The following is an 18316-nucleotide window of genomic DNA, read 5'->3' on the forward strand; positions in this document are numbered from 1 at the left end:
CGTATGGAAAACTCTAAAACCTTCCTTTGTATTTCAAATTATTTCAAGGGTTCCGATTTTTTAATTAATTTAAAAAAGTTAGGCAACAAAGTCTATTTAGTGACAAGCGAAAAACTAAGAGACAAACCATGGCCACATCAACATATTGATGAGATTTTTTATATGGAAGGTCAAGATGTCGATTGGAATTTAGAACATCTGTTGTTAGGTGTGGGTAATTTTATGAAGTCCACAAAAGTTGATGCCATTGTTGCGTTAGACGATTATGATGTCGAAAAAGCTACGTACCTCAGGGAAAACCTCCGTATTGACGGCATGGGACAAACTACGGGACGTTATTTTAGAGATAAACTGGCGATGCGCATGAGAGCCAAAAGTTGTGGAATTTCTATTCCGGCTTTTTGTTCATTATTTAATGATCATGATATTAATACTTTTGCTGATACAATTCAAGCTCCGTGGGTTTTGAAACCACGATCAGAAGCTTCGGCTGCAGGAATTATAAAAATAGATGACAAAGAGAGTTTGTGGATTCATATCAATGAAATGGGGAATAACAGATTCAAATATTTATTAGAACAATTCAAACCAGGCGATGTGTATCATTGTGACAGTTTGATTTCGGATAGCAAAGTTATCTTTAGCTTGACTTCAAAATATTTAGCTACACCGATGGAAATTTCACAAGACGGAGGCGTTTTCCGTTCGGCTACTATTAAATATAATTCAGAAGATGATAAATTCATAAAAAAATTGAATGAGCAAGTCATGAAAGGCTTTGGATTGAAACATGGTGCTGCCCATACAGAATTTATAAAAAGCAATGAAGATGGTCAAATTTATTTTCTGGAAACTTCTTCAAGAGTAGGAGGAGCGCATTTGGCTGAAATGGTAGCCGAAGCTTCTAATATTAATTTATGGAAGGAATGGGCTGCTATTGAAGATGCATTGGCAAAAGGAACAAAATACATTTTACCGAAAGTAAAAAAAGAATATGCAGGTATCGTTTTGACGTTGTCAAAATTCCAGCACCCTAATTTATCTTCGTTTTCAGATTCTGAAGTTTGTTTTAGAGTTCCGTTAGAATATCACGCGGGTCTTATTGTCAAATCAGATAAGCAAGAAAGAGTTTTAGAATTGTTAGATGATTATGGGAATCGCTTAGCCAATGATTTTACTGCTGTAGTAGAACAAAGTAAGGTAACCAACTTGCATTAAATGCTATTATTAAACTAAAAAAAGCGACTGTTTCAATAGAGACAGTCGCTTTTTTATTTAAAGTTTACTTAAACTAATAATGGACAGATTTTTATATCTTACTTAAAAATTTCTATAATAAATAACGGTTTCCATCTCCTCCACACATGAAAAAAATAGTTCTGATTTTTAGCTTTTTAGGGTTAATTAGTTGTAAAACGTATACTACAACGAGTTTAATTGAATCTCAAAAACCGTTTCAAAATGAATATTTTACTGTTGCTTTTGGTTCCTGCGATAACCAGAAGATTAAAAACGAACTGTGGCCAGCTATAGATAAAAATCATCCGTCCGTTTGGATTTGGGGAGGTGATAATGTGTATTCGGATACGGAAGACATGCAGTTTCTTAAAAATAATTATGAAATTCAGAAACAAGATTCTGATTACCTTAAGTTTATTAATGACAAAATCGTATTAGGAACATGGGACGATCACGATTATGGAGCAAATGACGGTGGCGAAGAATATCCTTTTAAAAGACAAAGCCAAGAGTTATTATTAGACTTTTTAGGAACTTCAAAGAATGCTCCGGAACGAAAAAGAGAAGGAGTTTATTCGGCTAAAACTATTGGTGTAAATGGAAATAAAATAAAAGTTATTGTATTGGATTCTCGTTTTTTTAGAACGGCATTGACTAAAGCCACCGATTCAAAAAAACGCTTTCAACCCAATAAATATGGTGAAGGAACTATATTAGGAAATGTACAATGGAAATGGCTGGAAGAAGAACTTAAATCATCTGATGCGCAATTTAATGTGATTGTCAGCAGCATTCAATTTTTATCTGATAAACATGGCTTTGAAGCTTGGGGGAATTTCCCTCATGAAATAGAAAAACTGGAGAAATTGATTGTTTCGACGAAAGCAAAAGGCACTTTTATAATCTCTGGAGATCGCCATATAGCCACTTTTTCTTCAAAAAATATTGCGGGTTTATCCTATCCGTTAGTAGATTTTACCTCGAGTGGATTGACGCATACTTACGCTTCTTTTTCCGGTGAGGAAAATCCTTATGTGAAAGGGGAAGTGGTTAAAGAGTTGAACTTTGGACTATTAAAATTTGATTTTAAAAACAATAAAGTCATAATGGAAATTCGTGGAAAGGAAAATAAATTTATTCAACAATATGTTCAATCCTATCCTGAAAAATAATTTTTTTAGGTACTATATTTATAAAATTATAAAGTTTATTTTTGTTCAAAATGATTAATTATGAAAAAACAGTTTAGTATTATTTTTATTTCGTTGCTATTTTTTAACGGTATAAATGCACAAGGTTTACTAAATAAATCAGAGCAAAAATTCACGAGACAAGATACTTTGCGCGGAAGTATCACAAAAGAAAGAGCGTGGTGGGATGTAAAATATTATCATCTCAATATTAAAGTAAATCCAGCAGACAGTACTATTACAGGTTCAAATACAATAAAATATCAAGTTGTACAGGAATATAATAGCATGCAAATTGACTTACAAAATCCTATGGAAATTAATAAAGTCATTCAGGATGGAAAAGTTTTAAAATATAAAAGAGAAGGAAATTCATTTTTTATTGAATTAATTACTCCTCAAACAAAAGGTGCACTAAAAGAAATTACCATATTTTATGGCGGAAAACCAAAAGTTGCCGTAAATCCGCCTTGGGATGGAGGAATCACTTGGAAAAAAGATAGTAATGGCAATCCTTTTATTGCTTCTTCTTGTCAAGGATTAGGTGCGAGTGTTTGGTGGCCAAACAAAGATCACATGTATGATGAAGTGGATACTATGCTGATTAGTGTAAATGTTCCGAAAAATTTGACGGACGTTTCCAATGGACGTTTACTAAGTGTAAAGCAATTAAAAGATGGAACAAAAACCTATAATTGGTATGTATCAAATCCAATCAATAATTATGGCGTAAATATAAATATTGGTGATTATGTTTCGTTTTCAGAAAAATATAAAGGAGAAAAAGGCGATTTAGATTGCAGCTATTATGTTTTGAGAGACAATTTGGCGAAAGCCAAAAAACAATTTCAAGATGTTCCAAAAATGCTAAAAGCTTTTGAACATTGGTTTGGACCGTATCCATTTTATGAAGACAGTTACAAATTGGTTGAAGCTCCGTATTTAGGAATGGAACATCAAAGTAGCGTAACGTATGGGAATGGTTTTCAAAACGGATATCGTGGTAGGGATTTAAGCGGAACGGGTTGGGGATTAAAATTTGATTTTATTATTATTCATGAATCTGGACATGAGTGGTTTGCCAATAATATCACTTATAAAGATATTGCTGATATGTGGATTCACGAGAGTTTTACAAACTATTCAGAAAGTCTTTTTGTAGAATATTACTATGGAAAAGAAGCCGGATTTGAATATGTTTTGGGAACCAGAAAAGGAATAAAAAATGACAAACCAATTATAGGAAATTATGATGTAAATAACGAAGGTTCTGGTGATATGTATCCAAAAGGAGGGAATATGTTGCATACTTTACGCCAAATCGTAAATAATGATGAAAAATGGAGAGCCATATTAAGAGGCTTAAATAGTACTTTTTATCACCAAACAGTTACTACAAAACAAATTGAAGATTATTTAAGTCAGCAAGTTGGAATCGATTTATCAACAGTTTTCAATCAGTATTTAAGAGATACCAGAATTCCAACATTAGAATATTTTTTCAAGGATAATCAAGTGGGTTATCGCTGGACAAATTGCGTTTCGGGTTTTAATATGCCCGTGAAAGTAACGCTAAATGGAAAAGAAGAATTACTGCAACCAGAAACAGAATGGAAGAGTGTTCCAGTAAATTCTGAAAATTCAAAACTGGAAATAGATAAGAATTTTTATGTAGCCAGTTTTAATATTACTGAGTAAATCCAAAAGGTGTGTTTCTAAAATATAGGAAACACACCTTTTTTTATCTTTTCTTAAACTGTATCGGATTTTCTCCCACCACTTTTTTGAAGATTCTATTAAAGTACGAAAGACTTTCAAATCCACATTCAAAGCACGTTTCGGTTACGTTTTTATCACTTTTTAAAAGTCTTTTAGCTTGTTCAATTCGATATTGATTTAAAAATTCAGTAAAGGTCAATCGAGTCATTTTTTTAAAATAACGACAAAAAGCGGCTTTAGATAAATGCGTCAAATGAGAGATTTCTTCAATAGAAACAGCCCTTTGGTAGTTTTCTTCTATAAATTTATAAACTACTTTTAATCGTAATTGTTCTTTATTATTGTACAGATTTTCAAATGGTTTATCGTGCAAAAAAGTCATTTCATTAGATATTGCTAAAATCTGAAATAACGAGAGCACTTCTATAAATTGTTCAAATTGTGATAAAAGATGAATTTTTTGTAGCCTTTTACCAATTTCATCTTTTACAGCTCCATGAAAGCAAATTACTTTTTTTGAGTTCTCAAATAATTGATAAATGGAAGCCAATTCAGGAGTAGTGATAAAGTCATTTTTGAAAAAATCTTCTTTAATTTGTAAAACTACTTTTTCATATTCGGTTTTAATTCCATAATCAAAATTTAAATGCGGAATATTAGAACCTATAAAAACCAAATCACTACCTTCAAAATTGCCAATATGGTCGCCTACGCGTCGTGTTCCATTTAGTGCTACAATAAAAGTCAATTCAAATTCAGGATGAAAATGCCAATAATAAAAATCATTCAATTTTGGATTTACCAATATTCTGAATGAACTCCCGGCTAATCTTTTTATATCCTCAAAAACTATTTTCATATCTAGTTAGCTCAATAATTGTTCAATATAATACATATACTTCTTTAAAGTTACTAAAAAAATCAATATTGTACAAATAGCAGTAAATTTTGTGGAAGTAATTAGTATTCACTTTTTCTAATTTTGAAATAGTTATGACACTAAAATATAAGACTATGGAAAAGAATAATGAATCAATGACACCAACAATGGCACAAAATAATGCGCACAAAGATATTCCTGGAAATCCATCGACAGCAAAATCAAGCACAACAAAATTAAATGATCGTTCTAATGGCAAACCGTTACGTTTACTTACTGAAGACGACTGGAAGTTTTGGATTGAAAACGGCTACATTGTCATAAAAAATGCTATCCCGAAAGAAAACGCTAAAAAAATGGCTGATTTTCTATGGGAATTTGAAGAGAAAAATCAGAATGATCCAGAAACTTGGTATGCTCCACCAAGAGCCGAAATGCAAATGAAAGAGCTTACCAATAGCGGTATGGTTGAAGTTTACAATCATCAATATCAATGGGATAACCGACAAATGGAAAAAGTATATGATGCATTTGTAGATATTTGGGGAACCGAGAAATTATGGGTAACCATTGACCGAGCGAATTTGAATTTACCGGTTCGTCCAGGTTTTGATTTCAAAGGATTTATTCATTGGGATTATGATCCGGAGACAAAACCTCAAAACGTGCAAGGGGTTCTAGCTTTGGCTGACCAAATGGATGAAAATATGGGAGGGTTTCAATGTATACCTGATTTATATCGAAATTATGATACTTGGAAACTGACGCAACCGGAAGATAGGAACCGTTTTAAACCAGATGTTACCGGACTTGAAGATAAATTTGTAAAAGTAAAAATGGAAGCTGGTGATTTATTAATTTTTAATAGCACGCAACCGCATGGGATTCGCCCAAATATTACAAAAGATAAAGTAAGAATGGCACAATATATTTCTATGATGCCAGCTGAAGAGGATAATGAAGAATTGCGTCAATGGAGAGTTAATTCTTGGAAAAATCGCATTGCACCTGAAGGGTATGCGTTTCCTGGAGATCCTCGAAAATGGGAACAAACCAAATATAAAACTGCAGAATTGAGTAATTTGGGAAAAAAATTATTGGGAGTAGAGAAGTGGTAATAAAAAAAGGGATACAATAAGTATCCCTTTTTTATATTTATTATTTTTTAAAACATTTAGATTAAATTCTTCTTAATGTAATTAAAACTTGTTACTGCGGATTCTATCGGATTTGGTTTGTAGTTTGATTCGTGTTCTAAGAAGAAACGTTTCATTCCGGAAAGTTCAGCTTGAGCAAAAATCGATTTGAAATCAATTGCTCCTGTACCAATTTCTGTATTCCAATCCGGATTTACCTTATCCATATCTTTTACGTGCCACATAGTGAAACGTCCAGGATATTTTTTGAATAATTGTAACGGATCATTTCCAGAACGAACAACCCAGTATAAATCCATTTCAAAATCAACTAAGTTTTTATCCGTTTCATTTAATAAAATCTCATATCCGTTCGTTGCTCCGAATTTTGTAAATTCAAAATCATGATTATGATAGGCTAATTTTAAACCTCCTGCTTTACAAAGTTCACCCACTTTATTTATTTGTGAAGCTAGTTTTTTGTAATCATCACCGCTAGTTCCTCTTAATTCGGAAATTATATAAGGTACAGTTACATATTCACTTCCCAAATGATTTGCTGTTTCGATATATGATTTTACAAGATCAGTAGTGCCATCTTTAATCATAGAGTTAAAATCGAAATGATTACTCGTGGCTTTTAAACCGTTATCATCAAGTATCGATTTAAAATCATGTACAGAAGTTCCAAAAAAGCCTTTGTCTACTGAATAACCAAAAGTTTCCACTTCTGTAAATCCAGCTTTTCCAACTTGGGATAAAACTCCTTTGACATCTTTTGGTAAAGTATCACGCAGTGTCCATAATTGAATTCCGATGGCTCTTTTTTTAGAGTCAAAAGCAAATGTAGGAGCAATGGCTAATGCGCCTAGTGCTAAACCAGCATTAATTAAAAATTCTCTTCTTTTTATCATGGGTTATTTTTTAGATTAGTTAAATATCACAAATTGCAATAGCCTGCTTCAATGAAGCTAGTTTGTCCGGGTTTTTAGGAATAAATTCTTGTCCTACAAAACCTTTGAAACCCGTTTTTGCAATTGCTTTCATTATTGCTTCGTAATTTAATTCCTGTGTATTATCAATTTCATTTCGTCCGGGAACGCCAGCGGTATGAAAATGTGCAATATATTGATGGTTGTCTCTTATGTTTCTAATCACATCACCTTCATCAATTTGCATGTGATAAATATCATAAAGAAGTTTAAAGTTTTCTGAATTTAAACGTTTTGCTAGTTCAACTCCCCATGATGTTCTGTCACATTGGTAATCTTTATGGTCAATTTTGCTGTTTAACAATTCCATCACTAAAATCACATTATGCTTTTCAGCCAATGGAATTAGTTTTTGTAAACCAAGAACACAATTATTCCAACCTTCTTCATCTGTTTTTCCTCTTCGGCTTCCGCTAAAGCAAATTAGATTTTTATAACCGGCTTTAGCCACTAGCGGAATCATTTCGGTATAATTCTTTATAAGTGTTTCATGAAATTTAATATCATTGAAACCATCCACTAAATTAATCTCAGCACCGTTGCACATTGTAGAAACTAAATCATATTTTTTCAATGTTGGCCAAGAGGAAGGACCTACTAAATCAATACCGGTAATTCCAATTTTCTTAGCCTCAATACAAAGTGTATCCAAATCAAGACTGTCAAAACACCAACGAGAAACAGAGTGATTTATATTTCCTTTCAACTTACCCAATTGTGTTTCTGTATTATTCATTGGCATAGCCAAAGCAGAAAATCCAGAAGGAATTCCCATAGCCGCTGTTCCGGCTAATATTCCTTTTATGGCGGATCTTCTATTTAAATTAGTGCTCATTTTTTATTTTTTATACAGCAGAAGAAGTTTCTTCTACTTTGTTTTTTTCATTGAATAAAAGTGCAAAAAGAAGGAATACTGCTAAAGCAATTCCGGCAGGAATTATCCAAACCATTTCCCAATTTATAGCACCGTCTAACATTTTATAATTGTCTGTTATCCAACCAGCAACTGCAAAACCAATCAACATACCAACTCCGTAAGTAGCCAGTGTGATTAAACCTTGAGCAGCACTTTTATATTTTTCTCCTGCTTTTGAATTGGTATAGATTTGACCAGAAACAAAAAAGAAATCATAACAAATACCGTGTAATGCAATACCTATAATAAGCATGAAGCTTAAATCATCTCCATTTCCATAAGCAAATAAAACATAACGAATTGCCCATGCTAACATCCCAACTAAAATCGTTTTCTTAAAACCAAAACGAGTGAAAAATACAGGAATCAATAATAAAAATAAGGCTTCAGATATTTGACCGATTGCCATTTTTCCAGTAGGGTTTTCAACACCTGCTTCTGTTAAAAATGGATGTGCATTTTGGTAATAAAACGCAAGAGGAATACAAATAAGGATCGATGAGATAAAAAAGATAGCGAAGTTTTTATCCTTCAATAACTTTAAAGCATCAAGACCAATAATATCTCCTATTTTTATTTTTTCATCACTTACTTTTGGTGGTGTTTTTGGTAAAGAAAAACTAAATATACCTAAAACTAAAGCTGCGATTCCAGCTAAAAGGAACGTGTTTTTAAGCATTCCTTCAGAAATTGCTTCTGCCGCATCCCAATGGAAAACAAAACTAATAGATAATCCTGCTAAAATCCAACCAATTGTTCCCCAAACTCTAATGTTTGCAAATTCTTTCTCTGGATCTTTCATTTGATTAAAAGAAACTGAATTTACTAATGCTAATGTTGGCATGTATAAAATCATGTAACTTAGAACGTAAGTATAGAACATTCCAACCTCTTCTGACTGATACATTTGATACATTAAAAATGCTCCGATAAGATGAAGTATTCCTAAAATTTTCTCAGCATTAAAATAACGATCAGCTATTAAACCTATAATAAAAGGTGCAATAATTGCGCCCCATGATTGTGTAGAAAAAATTGCGGCAGTTTCTGATCCAGATGCTTTTAGATTATTCCCCAGAAACGTACCAAGGGTTACAAACCATGCTCCCCAGATAAAAAATTCTAGGAACATCATTATGGATAATTTAATTCGGATGGTGCTATTCATTGGTTTTTTGGTTTTTATTTTTTTGGTTTTGGTTAATTTTTAATGTTAAACAGTATGTTACATACCCGCTTCACATCCAGTTGTAATTTTCATAGAATTCCATTCTTTTATTTGAATGTTTCTGAACCACACATTATCTCCGTGATCTTGTAGCGCAATTTTTCCTTTTTTGAATGCAGCAAAACCTGGCCAAGTGGCAAATTTACTTCCTGCTACCAAAGTTTTAAAATTAGCATCCCAAAGTGTAGTTTCAACTACTTTTACTCCATTCAATAACATTGTCAGTTTTCCGAATTTACATACAATATCAACAGAATTCCATTCTCCAACGGGTTTAACAGGCTCTGAAGTACTTTTTATCAAATCATATAAATCTCCTGAACGGTGTTTTTCAATTTTTCCGTCAGGGTGACCGTCATTGTCCAATACTTGCATTTCTAAACCTGTTTCATAAGTATTTTTGAATTTTGTCAAATCCTCGTTCACATAAAAAATAATACCACTGTTTGCATTAGTAGCAACTTTCCATTCTAATTTTAAATGAAAATTCTCGTATTCTACATCTGTTACAAGATCGCCTCCTTGACCATTTTTGGCAGCAGTCGGATCAAAATGCAACACACCATCTTCAACTTTCCAACCTGAACCAGCAGTTTTTTTTCCGTAAGTGTGCCATCCGGTTGTTGATTGTCCATCAAATATTGATTTAAATCCTTTTGCTATTGAAGCTTGTTGTGCATTTGCTGTTTGAATTAGTATCATAACAATTAATGAAGTACAAATATTTTTAATCATTTTTAAATTTTTGAATTAATAATTAATCTTGTTTATAAAGTTAAAGCTTTCCAACCTTGACGATAATCACGTTTTACAAATTGATTAACTTCGTCAAAATTGGTGATTTTCATAGCATCATTATCCCATAATAGTTTTGCTGAACGCCCAGGATACACTTCTTCTCCAAGCTCTTCTCTCATCACATCATATCCTCTGATAGCAAGGTTTGCCATCAATAAAGCTTCAGTTAAAGGACCGGCAATTTCAAAAGGAGAACTTAATTCTTTTTTTCCATAACCTGCAATTGCAGCCTCAACCCATTGCTTGTAGTGTCCATCAGCGCCATCTTTTACTCTGGCATATTTTTGAGCTACTTTTAAATTTTCATTTTTACTAAGAGGAAGTAAACGAGGATTTAAACCGTACGTATCACACATCATTTTTCCTTTTGTACCAGTAAATAATGTTCCATTTCCACCGTCTCCAAAAATTTCATTCGGACCTAGTTCAGTAGGTCTTTCAGGTTGAATTCCTCCATCCATCCAGTGTACCGCTATGTCACCATTTGTTTTTTCAGTTTTTGGAAAGGTTAATGTAACGTGACTTGAAGGAGGACAACTCTCTGGGAAATACCCTCTTTGAAATTCATCTACATAAACAGAACCAACACTACATTGAACATCTTTAGCATATTTTAAGTTCAATACACTAAAAGGAGCTTCCAATAAATGGCATCCCATATCTCCTAATGCTCCTGTTCCGTAATCCCACCAACCGCGCCAGTTGAACGGCACTAATTTATTTACATACTCTTTATGAGGAGCTGTACCCAACCATAAATCCCAATCTAATTCTTTTGGAATATCCGCTTTATTGGCAGACCAAGGAATACCTTGAGGCCAAACCGGACGGTCTGTCCAAGCATGAATAGTGTGAACATCACCAATTAAACCAGCTTCATACCATTCTTTCATTATTCTGGTTCCATCATTTGAGGAACCTTGATTTCCCATTTGGGTAACCACTTTATATTTTTTGGCAGCTTGAGTCAAAATACGAGCTTCATAAATATCATGTGCCATAGGTTTTTGAACATATACATGTTTACCTAATTGCATAGCTGCTAGAGCTTGAATAGCATGATTATGATCTGGAGTAGAAACTGAAACTGCATCGAAATTTTTATGTTCTTTGTCTAACATTTCGCGCCAATCCTTATAAAATTTAGCTTTAGGAAATGCATTTACACTTGCAGCGGCTCTTCTGGTATCTACATCACATAAAAATGAAATATCAGCTTTTCCACTGCTGGCAAACATAGCAATATCAGATTTTCCTTTTCCACCAACACCAATACTGGCAATTGATAAACGATCGCTTGGTGCGACAAATCCTCTTCCTAAAACATGACGGGGAACAATCATAAATGCTGCTGCAGCTATAGCAGTAGTTTTTATGAAATCACGACGGTTATTTGTGATTTTATTCTCTTCTTCTTTTTGTTTCATTTATTTTTAGTACGGTTATGTTAATAGTAATAAAATAGTCTTATAAATGAAGTGCTTTTCAATATTCTAAATAATTTTAGAATATTGAAAAGCACTATGGAATTATTTTTTTAAGGATAAAATATATTTAGCCATTGATTTTGCATCGTCCTTTTTTAGAGATGCATGGGCTGCCATTGGTATTGTTCCCCAAACTCCAGAACCTCCTTTTATTATTTTACCAGATAGATAAGCTACATTTTTTTCATTAGAAGGATATTTTTTTGCAATATCTAAATAGGAGGGACCTATCAATTTCTTGTCTAATTTATGACATCCGACACAATCAGATTTAGCAATTAATTTTTCTCCATCAGATGTTTGAAAAATGGCATTCGTTTTTTTAGTAGCTTTAATATATTTTGTATCTAAATTATCATTAGAAAATGAGGTTAAGCTAATTAAAGCAACCCCAAAAAGCAAATATTTTAATTTCATTTTCATTTCTATTTAAGTTTTATAATCCTAAGTTTTTTCTATTAAAAGCCTTATTAGTTTCCACCGCTGCAAAATCATCAAATGCTTTGTCGGTAACTTTTATAATATGATTTTTTATAAATTCAGCACCTTCACGTGCTCCATCTTCTTGATTTTTTATGCAACATTCCCATTCCATAACTGCCCAACCTTTGAAATCATATTGTGCCAGTTTGCTAAAAATAGTTTTAAAATCAATTTGACCATCTCCAGGGGAACGATAACGGCCCGCACGATTTACCCAACTTTGATATCCTCCAAAAGTTCCTTGCTTTCCTGTAGGGTTAAACTCGGCATCCTTCACGTGAAAAGCTTTAATCCTTTCATGATAAAAATCAATATATTGTATGTAGTCTAATTGCTGTAATACAAAATGTGATGGATCATAAAGCAAACAAGCTCTGGAATGGTTATTTACAGCCTTCAGAAACATTTCATAGGTTTCCCCATCAAACAAATCTTCTCCCGGATGAATTTCATAGCAAAGATCGATCCCATTTTGATCAAACTCATTTAAAATTGGCAACCACCGTTTTGCCAATTCAGCAAAACCATCTTCCACTAATCCCGGAGGCCTTTGTGGCCAAGGGTGAAAATATTGCCAAAGCAAAGAACCACTAAAAGTTGCATGTGCATTTAAGCCTAAATTTCGGGATGCTTTTGCAGCATATTTCAATTGTTGAACAGCCCATTCTTGTCTGGCTTTAGAATTACCATGTACATTTACCGGAGCAAAAGCGTCAAAAAAGTCATCATAAGCTGGATGAACTGCAACTAACTGACCTTGTAAATGCGTTGATAATTCCGTGATTTCTAAACCGTAAGAAGCAATTGTACCTTTAAGTTCATCGGCATACGTTTTACTTTCTGCAGCCTTTTGCAAATCAATGAATCGAGTATCTAATGTTGGCATTTGAATACCTTTAAAACCTAAATCAGCAGCCCATTTACAAATTCCGTCTAAGGAATTAAAAGGAGCTTCGTCACTGATAAATTGAGCTAAAAATACTGCAGGGCCTTGTATTGTTGTCATATTATATTTTGTCTAAAACTTTTATGAATTCCTTTTTGTTACAAAACGTAAGGAGTCCATTTTTTATCAGATTGTGATGATGTTACTACGTTATCAATAAATGCCATTCCTCTTAATCCATCTTCAACAGAAGGGAAGTCTAACATTTCAGGAGTAGGTTCTGTGCCATCTAATTTACAACCCAGTGTTAATGCAAAGTTGCGGTAAATATTAGCAAATGCTTCTAAATAACCTTCTGGATGTCCGCCAGGAGTACGGCAATTATGAGTTGCAAATGAAGATAAATGAGCTCCATAATTAGATCCCGCTCTTAAAATTTGGGCAGGTTCATCTAACCACCTAACCATTAAAGTATTTGGGTCGTGTTGGAACCATTCGATCCCACCTTTTTCACCATAGATCCTTATTTTTAAAGCGTTTTCTTCTCCAGCTGCAACTTGCGATGCGATTAAAACCCCTTTTGCACCATTATCAAACTTTAATAGTACAGCGCCATCATCATCCATTACGCGGCCTTCAACTAATGTGTTCAATTCAGCACAGACATCTGTAATTTTAGCACCGGTAATATATTCAGCTAAATGTGATGCATGTGTTCCAATGTCACCCATTACAGAACTTTTTCCTGATTTTGTAGGATCTGTTCTCCAAGCAGCTTGTGCATTTCCTTCTCTTTCAGATAGTTTACTTAACCATCCTTGAGGATATTCTACTAAAACTTTTCTAATCTTACCTAGTTTTCCTTCTCTGATCATTGCTTTCGCTTGTTTGACCATTGGATAGCCAGAATAGGTATGTGTTAAACAAAGTATTAGTCCAGTTTCTTCTACTTTTTGTTTCAATAGTTTTGCTTCCTCCAAGGAAAAAGTCATCGGTTTTTCAATTACAACGTTAAAACCATGATCTAAAGCCATCATAGCAGGTGCAAAATGTGCAAAATTTGGTGTAACAATCGTTACAAAATCGATTCTTTCGTCAGCAGGTAAAGCTGCTTCCGCTTTAATCATTTCGTCATACGTTAAATACGTTCTTGATTCCGGAAGAAACAAGGCTTTACCAGATGCTATTGCGGTTTCGGGTTTTATACTTAATGCACCACAACTTAATTCAATTAGTCCATCCATATTGGCGGCTAAGCGGTGAATAGCACCTATAAAGGCATCTTGGCCACCACCGACCATACCCATTCTTAATTTTCTCATAATGATGAACCTAAATATTTCCTTTTTTTAATTCTTTTACTGCATAATCACATGCACGAGCCGTTAAAGCCATAAATGTTAATGATGGATTTTGACAAGCGATAGAAGGCATACAAGAACCATCGGTAACAAATACATTATTAACTTCATGCATTTGATTCCATTTATTTAGAACTGAATCTTTAGGGTCATTACCCATTCTAGCAGTACCCATTTCGTGTATAGCCATTCCAGGGTAACAATCGTTATCGTATGTTTTTACATTTTTGATTCCAGACGCTTCAAGCATTTCGGCAGCATCATTCATCATGTCCTCACGCATTTTTGCTTCATTCTCTTTGTATTCACAATCAATAGCCAAAACAGGTTGTCCCCATTTGTCTTTTTTGTTGTGATCAATGTAAACTTTGTTTTCATAATAAGGTAACATTTCTCCAAAACCACCTAATCCCATACTCCAGGAATCAGCAGGTAAAGACATGGTCGATTTAAAGTTTTCACCAAAAGCTAATTCGGCAACTTCTTTATGCCATGATCCTCTGCTGGCACCTCCTTGGTAACCAAAACCTCTTAAATAATCACGTTTATCACCACCTACATTCTGGTATCTTGGAATATAAATTCCGTTAGCTCTTCTTCCGTAAGTGTATTTATCTTCAAAACCTTCAGCACTTCCTTCAGCACCGCAACGGAAATGATGATCCATTAAATTATGTCCTAATTGTCCACTTGCGTTACCCATTCCATTCGGATGTGCTTCTGAAGTTGAATTTAATAAGATAAATGTTGATCCTAAAGTGGAACCATTTACAAAAACAATTTTAGCATAAAACTCCATAGTTTCATTTGTTTCTGCATCAATTACCATTACCCCTTTTGCTTTTTTGGTATCTTTATCGTAAATGATGTGATTTACAATAGAGTAAGGTCTTACTGTTAATCTATTAGTAGCCATTGCAGCCGGTAATGTAGATGATTGTGTGCTGAAATAGGCTCCAAACGGACAACCACGACTACATAAATTTCTATATTGACAACTACCACGACCTTTGTGAGGCACAGTTAAGTTAGCCGTACGTCCTATAGTAAGAATACGTGTTCTATTATAATGTTTTTCTAATCTTTCTTTTACTGATTTTTCTACACAGTTTAAATCCATTGGAGGTAAAAATTTACCATCTGGTAAAAGAGGCCAGTTTTCAGCTTGCCCACTGATTCCTACGAATTTTTCAACATAATCATACCACTTGGTAAGGTCTTTATAACGAATAGGCCAATCATTTCCATGACCATCCTTGGCGTTATCTTCAAAATTATGGTCACTAAAACGGTAACTTTGACGCCCCCACATTAAAGATTTTCCTCCAACATGAAATCCTCGGTACCAGTCAAAACGCTTGTCTTCCGTGTACGGACATTCTAAGTCATTAACCCACCATTTTTCGGTAGCTTCATTGTATGGATAATCACGAGTTTGTACTGGATGTGTTCTTTTTTGTTCTTCAGTAAGTTTACCGGCATGCTCAAATTCCCATGGAGCTTTCATTGCAGATTCATAATCTTTAACATGCTCAATGTTCATTCCTCGTTCTAGCATCAAAACTTTCAAACCCTTTTCGGTAAGTTCTTTTGCTGCCCAACCACCACTAATTCCTGATCCTATTACAATAGCATCATATGTATTTTCCTCTTTTAAATTCGTATTTATATTCACGTGTAGTATTTTTATTTAATAAAATAGTTTAAAACAAAAGTTCCAATACAAATTAGTTGGTAGCCCAAGCTTTTTGTCCAGGTTTGTAATCAGCATTTCCATCGTATCTACCAGGAACTGGAAGATATTCACGTGCTTGTGTACAGCCTATTTCTGAAGAGTAATACCCCAGAAGGGTCAAATCTCTTGCAATCAAAAAGAAAGAAGGTGCTTTTCCATTAGCAATTGTTTCATCTTTTAAAGCTCCCATTAATTTCTGGCGTTCTTCAATTGACATAGCCAAGAAATCTTTATTGAAATCTTTCAAACATTTTGCTTGCATTTCTTTCATTCCTGATGCAAAAATCTCTTGCATTTGTGCTGGATAACAATCTCTAATCATCATAGGAATAAAAGCGCCAAGTCCTGCAGCTTTAGCTCCTGGTGAAGATGCTGTCGTCGGTATAATGATATCGGCAAATTCAGCTAAAACTTCCTCGTCCGAAGCGGAAAAAAATACTCGATTTTTCTCTTTTTCAGGCAAAGTAAAACTTTCAAATAAAACGCCCATTGTAGTTGCTGAGATTGCGCTTCCCATCAAAAACGCAACGCTTTTAAGTGCTTCTCTTCTATTCATTTGTTAATTATTAAAATTGTTTATTATTCTTAAATTATTATAACCTTACAATAATAAAGAAAAAAAAAATAGCTTAGTTTTTTTTATGTTAATTTATTGAATAATTCCATTTTTTTCAAATTATTAAGGGAATCACTTTAAAAAATTCATTAAACACTATCTGTAATCTATTAAAACAAGAAAAAAAATATATTTTTAAAAATAGAGAAGGAGTAAAAATCCTTTAATTTGTTGATTTTAGTTAAATTTAATCAGTATTAACTCATAAAATTTAATTCAATTTCCATTTTAAGGAATTTCAATGCGTTAAAATGACATTATCGCCAAAAATTAAACTTAAAAATGAATTTTAATTAGTGTAGTAAAATTCGATATAGAAATGATAAAAAATTGTCTATATTTTTAAGAGAATAAAAGTTCAAAAGATAAAAAATATAAAACTAAAAAATAAGTCTAAATTAGGAATTAAATAAAAAAGTAGACCTCAAAAAGTTTTAAATTTGATTTAATGAAAAAATTTATCTTTCAAATAAGCCAAGCGTTCCGCCAACCCAATCTTTGTCTTTATTGAATTTGACACCTATCATTTCACCACGGCTCAATCGGACCAAGTTGCACAGTAGAGTAGGTGAAGCGTCGTCTTTTTTCCAAACACAGAGTACACGTACTTCGGCTTTTACTTTTCCATCAGGAGATTGTACAATAGGAAGGTAGTTTACTTTTTTTTGAAGAATATAAAGTTCTTTCTCAACAACTGCTTCAATATCTTCTTTTGTTACATGGAAAATTACTCCTGTTCCTGAGAAAGAAAATAGAGGTTTTAGAACGTAATTTTCTAAATCTTTAGGAATTTCTTTTAGTTCACTTAATAATGTAGTTTCAATAAAATATTTTCCTTTAAGAAATGGTAAAATAAATTTACTGATTCGAAAAAACCAATTAGGATGTCCAGCCCATTCTACATCAAGTTCATCAGAGAAATGAAAATTTAATTTTAAATCAGTACGCAAATCCAATTCATCAAAAATAACCCTATTATAGATTCTTTTTACCCGGATTTCATCACCTTTTTCGTTTTTATAAAATAGTTGTTTGCCTTTCTTTATAAGTTCAGTAACGCAAACTATCGGTATACCAATATCTCTTCGGCAATAATAAAAATCAATCTTGGTGTTTTGTTTTTCGGGTTCAATTTCAAGGAGAATTACATTTTCTTTTGGATGATTGTTACAAATCGCTTCTTCCAAAATATCCAGATATTCCTGCGGTTCAATGTTATTGATAAATGGGGTTAACTCGCTGAGGAATGGATAATGATTCTTAAATTTTTCATACAAATTAATCTGATAATTATACAAAGAAGGAAATCCTTGCACTTCAATAAGTTTAGGAATAAGTAGTCCGTCTTCTTCACAAATCCCAAAATCAATTGCTAGAAAAGTAGTATGATTGTCTTCATTTGGAACTTTATGGTTTAGTTCTAATGATTTATTTGAAAGTGACTTAAAGTCTTCTTTTTGAATAAAAGCTATAACTTCATTACAACCTTCAATCAATTGTTTTTTAAGCTCTTTCGAAATAAAAAAAGGGGTTTCACCTAAACGGAAAGTAGGCATGTAATTAAAATCGGAAGCAATATCATCTTTAAATTCTTGATATTTTGTTTCTGTAAATTGAGCATTAAATAACTCCCGATATTTTGAAATCATC

16 protein-coding genes are annotated in these 18316 nt (G+C 33.2%); 4 read left to right on the top strand and 12 right to left on the bottom strand.

All coding sequences use genetic code 11. The annotated features are described in order from the left end of the window. Positions 1–3 precede the first annotated feature (3 nt). The 3 genes from QLS97_RS15165 to QLS97_RS15175 all read left to right on the top strand — a co-directional run bounded on the left by QLS97_RS15165 (position 4) and on the right by QLS97_RS15175 (position 4127). Positions 4–1218 (top strand): ATP-grasp domain-containing protein, encoded by a 1215-nt coding sequence (locus QLS97_RS15165; RefSeq protein ID WP_282717818.1) that lies wholly within the window; start codon positions 4–6, stop codon positions 1216–1218. Positions 1219–1364: 146 nt separating this feature from the next. Continuing rightward, on the top strand, positions 1365–2411 hold the full coding sequence (locus QLS97_RS15170) for an alkaline phosphatase D family protein (protein ID WP_282717820.1): 1047 nt from the start codon (positions 1365–1367) through the stop codon (positions 2409–2411). Between the two features lie 60 nt (positions 2412–2471). Next, positions 2472–4127 carry a M1 family metallopeptidase gene (locus tag QLS97_RS15175; RefSeq protein WP_282717821.1) on the top strand — a complete coding sequence of 552 codons (1656 nt, stop codon included), beginning with the start codon at positions 2472–2474 and terminating at the stop codon, positions 4125–4127. Positions 4128–4170: 43 nt separating this feature from the next. On the opposite strand, the gene QLS97_RS15180 is transcribed toward QLS97_RS15175, so the two are convergent. Continuing rightward, complete coding sequence (locus QLS97_RS15180; RefSeq protein ID WP_282717822.1) at positions 4171–5007, bottom strand: AraC family transcriptional regulator; 837 nt, start codon at positions 5005–5007, stop codon at positions 4171–4173. 155 nt (positions 5008–5162) lie between these two features. On the opposite strand from QLS97_RS15180, the gene QLS97_RS15185 reads away from it, so the two are divergent. After that, the gene (locus tag QLS97_RS15185; protein WP_282717823.1) at positions 5163–6146 is read left to right on the top strand and encodes a phytanoyl-CoA dioxygenase family protein; all 984 of its coding nucleotides are present in this window, start codon (positions 5163–5165) and stop codon (positions 6144–6146) included. Between the two features lie 56 nt (positions 6147–6202). Here QLS97_RS15185 and QLS97_RS15190 read toward each other — a convergent pair whose 3' ends face one another. The 11 genes from QLS97_RS15190 to QLS97_RS15240 form a co-directional block, all read right to left on the bottom strand. Next, a complete protein-coding gene (locus tag QLS97_RS15190) occupies positions 6203–7078 on the bottom strand; it encodes a sugar phosphate isomerase/epimerase family protein (RefSeq protein WP_282717824.1) in 876 nt (291 codons plus the stop codon). A gap of 19 nt (positions 7079–7097) precedes the next feature. Further along, complete coding sequence (locus QLS97_RS15195; protein ID WP_282717825.1) at positions 7098–7991, bottom strand: hydroxypyruvate isomerase family protein; 894 nt, start codon at positions 7989–7991, stop codon at positions 7098–7100. A 10-nt stretch (positions 7992–8001) separates the two neighbouring features. Beyond that, entirely contained in the window at positions 8002–9240 is a 1239-nt protein-coding gene (locus tag QLS97_RS15200) for a nucleoside permease (RefSeq protein WP_099715521.1), read from the bottom strand. 57 nt (positions 9241–9297) lie between these two features. Further along, a complete protein-coding gene (locus QLS97_RS15205; RefSeq protein WP_282717827.1) occupies positions 9298–10035 on the bottom strand; it encodes a 3-keto-disaccharide hydrolase in 738 nt (245 codons plus the stop codon). Positions 10036–10067: 32 nt separating this feature from the next. After that, positions 10068–11525 carry a Gfo/Idh/MocA family protein gene (locus QLS97_RS15210; RefSeq protein WP_099715523.1) on the bottom strand — a complete coding sequence of 486 codons (1458 nt, stop codon included), beginning with the start codon at positions 11523–11525 and terminating at the stop codon, positions 10068–10070. A gap of 102 nt (positions 11526–11627) precedes the next feature. Then, the gene (locus QLS97_RS15215; protein WP_282717829.1) at positions 11628–12008 is read right to left on the bottom strand and encodes a c-type cytochrome; all 381 of its coding nucleotides are present in this window, start codon (positions 12006–12008) and stop codon (positions 11628–11630) included. Between the two features lie 13 nt (positions 12009–12021). Continuing rightward, positions 12022–13074 carry a sugar phosphate isomerase/epimerase family protein gene (locus QLS97_RS15220; protein WP_282717831.1) on the bottom strand — a complete coding sequence of 351 codons (1053 nt, stop codon included), beginning with the start codon at positions 13072–13074 and terminating at the stop codon, positions 12022–12024. 38 nt (positions 13075–13112) lie between these two features. After that, entirely contained in the window at positions 13113–14276 is a 1164-nt protein-coding gene (locus QLS97_RS15225) for a Gfo/Idh/MocA family protein (RefSeq protein WP_282717833.1), read from the bottom strand. Positions 14277–14286: 10 nt separating this feature from the next. Beyond that, positions 14287–15990, bottom strand: a complete 1704-nt coding sequence (locus tag QLS97_RS15230) for a GMC oxidoreductase (RefSeq protein WP_282717835.1) — start codon at positions 15988–15990, stop codon at positions 14287–14289. A 52-nt stretch (positions 15991–16042) separates the two neighbouring features. After that, positions 16043–16606, bottom strand: coding sequence for a gluconate 2-dehydrogenase subunit 3 family protein (locus tag QLS97_RS15235; protein ID WP_282717837.1), 564 nt, complete (start codon positions 16604–16606; stop codon positions 16043–16045). A gap of 518 nt (positions 16607–17124) precedes the next feature. Further along, positions 17125–18315: a hypothetical protein gene (locus QLS97_RS15240; RefSeq protein ID WP_282717839.1), complete on the bottom strand. Its 1191-nt coding sequence runs from the start codon at positions 18313–18315 to the stop codon at positions 17125–17127. Position 18316: the final 1 nt, after the last annotated feature.

This window comes from Flavobacterium yafengii (genome assembly GCF_030010375.1).
Classification (GTDB): domain Bacteria; phylum Bacteroidota; class Bacteroidia; order Flavobacteriales; family Flavobacteriaceae; genus Flavobacterium; species Flavobacterium yafengii.

Excerpts from the sequence above, each read along its gene's own strand:
- QLS97_RS15165 (WP_282717818.1), top strand. The coding sequence starts at position 4 with ATGGAAAACTCTAAAACCTTCCTTTGTATTTCAAATTATTTCAAGGGT.
- QLS97_RS15170 (WP_282717820.1), top strand. The coding sequence starts at position 1,365 with ATGAAAAAAATAGTTCTGATTTTTAGCTTTTTAGGGTTAATTAGTTGT.
- QLS97_RS15175 (WP_282717821.1), top strand. The coding sequence starts at position 2,472 with ATGAAAAAACAGTTTAGTATTATTTTTATTTCGTTGCTATTTTTTAAC.
- QLS97_RS15180 (WP_282717822.1), bottom strand. The coding sequence starts at position 5,007 with ATGAAAATAGTTTTTGAGGATATAAAAAGATTAGCCGGGAGTTCATTC.
- QLS97_RS15185 (WP_282717823.1), top strand. The coding sequence starts at position 5,163 with ATGGAAAAGAATAATGAATCAATGACACCAACAATGGCACAAAATAAT.
- QLS97_RS15190 (WP_282717824.1), bottom strand. The coding sequence starts at position 7,078 with ATGATAAAAAGAAGAGAATTTTTAATTAATGCTGGTTTAGCACTAGGC.
- QLS97_RS15195 (WP_282717825.1), bottom strand. The coding sequence starts at position 7,991 with ATGAGCACTAATTTAAATAGAAGATCCGCCATAAAAGGAATATTAGCC.
- QLS97_RS15200 (WP_099715521.1), bottom strand. The coding sequence starts at position 9,240 with ATGAATAGCACCATCCGAATTAAATTATCCATAATGATGTTCCTAGAA.
- QLS97_RS15205 (WP_282717827.1), bottom strand. The coding sequence starts at position 10,035 with ATGATTAAAAATATTTGTACTTCATTAATTGTTATGATACTAATTCAA.
- QLS97_RS15210 (WP_099715523.1), bottom strand. The coding sequence starts at position 11,525 with ATGAAACAAAAAGAAGAAGAGAATAAAATCACAAATAACCGTCGTGAT.
- QLS97_RS15215 (WP_282717829.1), bottom strand. The coding sequence starts at position 12,008 with ATGAAAATGAAATTAAAATATTTGCTTTTTGGGGTTGCTTTAATTAGC.
- QLS97_RS15220 (WP_282717831.1), bottom strand. The coding sequence starts at position 13,074 with ATGACAACAATACAAGGCCCTGCAGTATTTTTAGCTCAATTTATCAGT.
- QLS97_RS15225 (WP_282717833.1), bottom strand. The coding sequence starts at position 14,276 with ATGAGAAAATTAAGAATGGGTATGGTCGGTGGTGGCCAAGATGCCTTT.
- QLS97_RS15235 (WP_282717837.1), bottom strand. The coding sequence starts at position 16,606 with ATGAATAGAAGAGAAGCACTTAAAAGCGTTGCGTTTTTGATGGGAAGC.
- QLS97_RS15240 (WP_282717839.1), bottom strand. The coding sequence starts at position 18,315 with ATGATTTCAAAATATCGGGAGTTATTTAATGCTCAATTTACAGAAACA.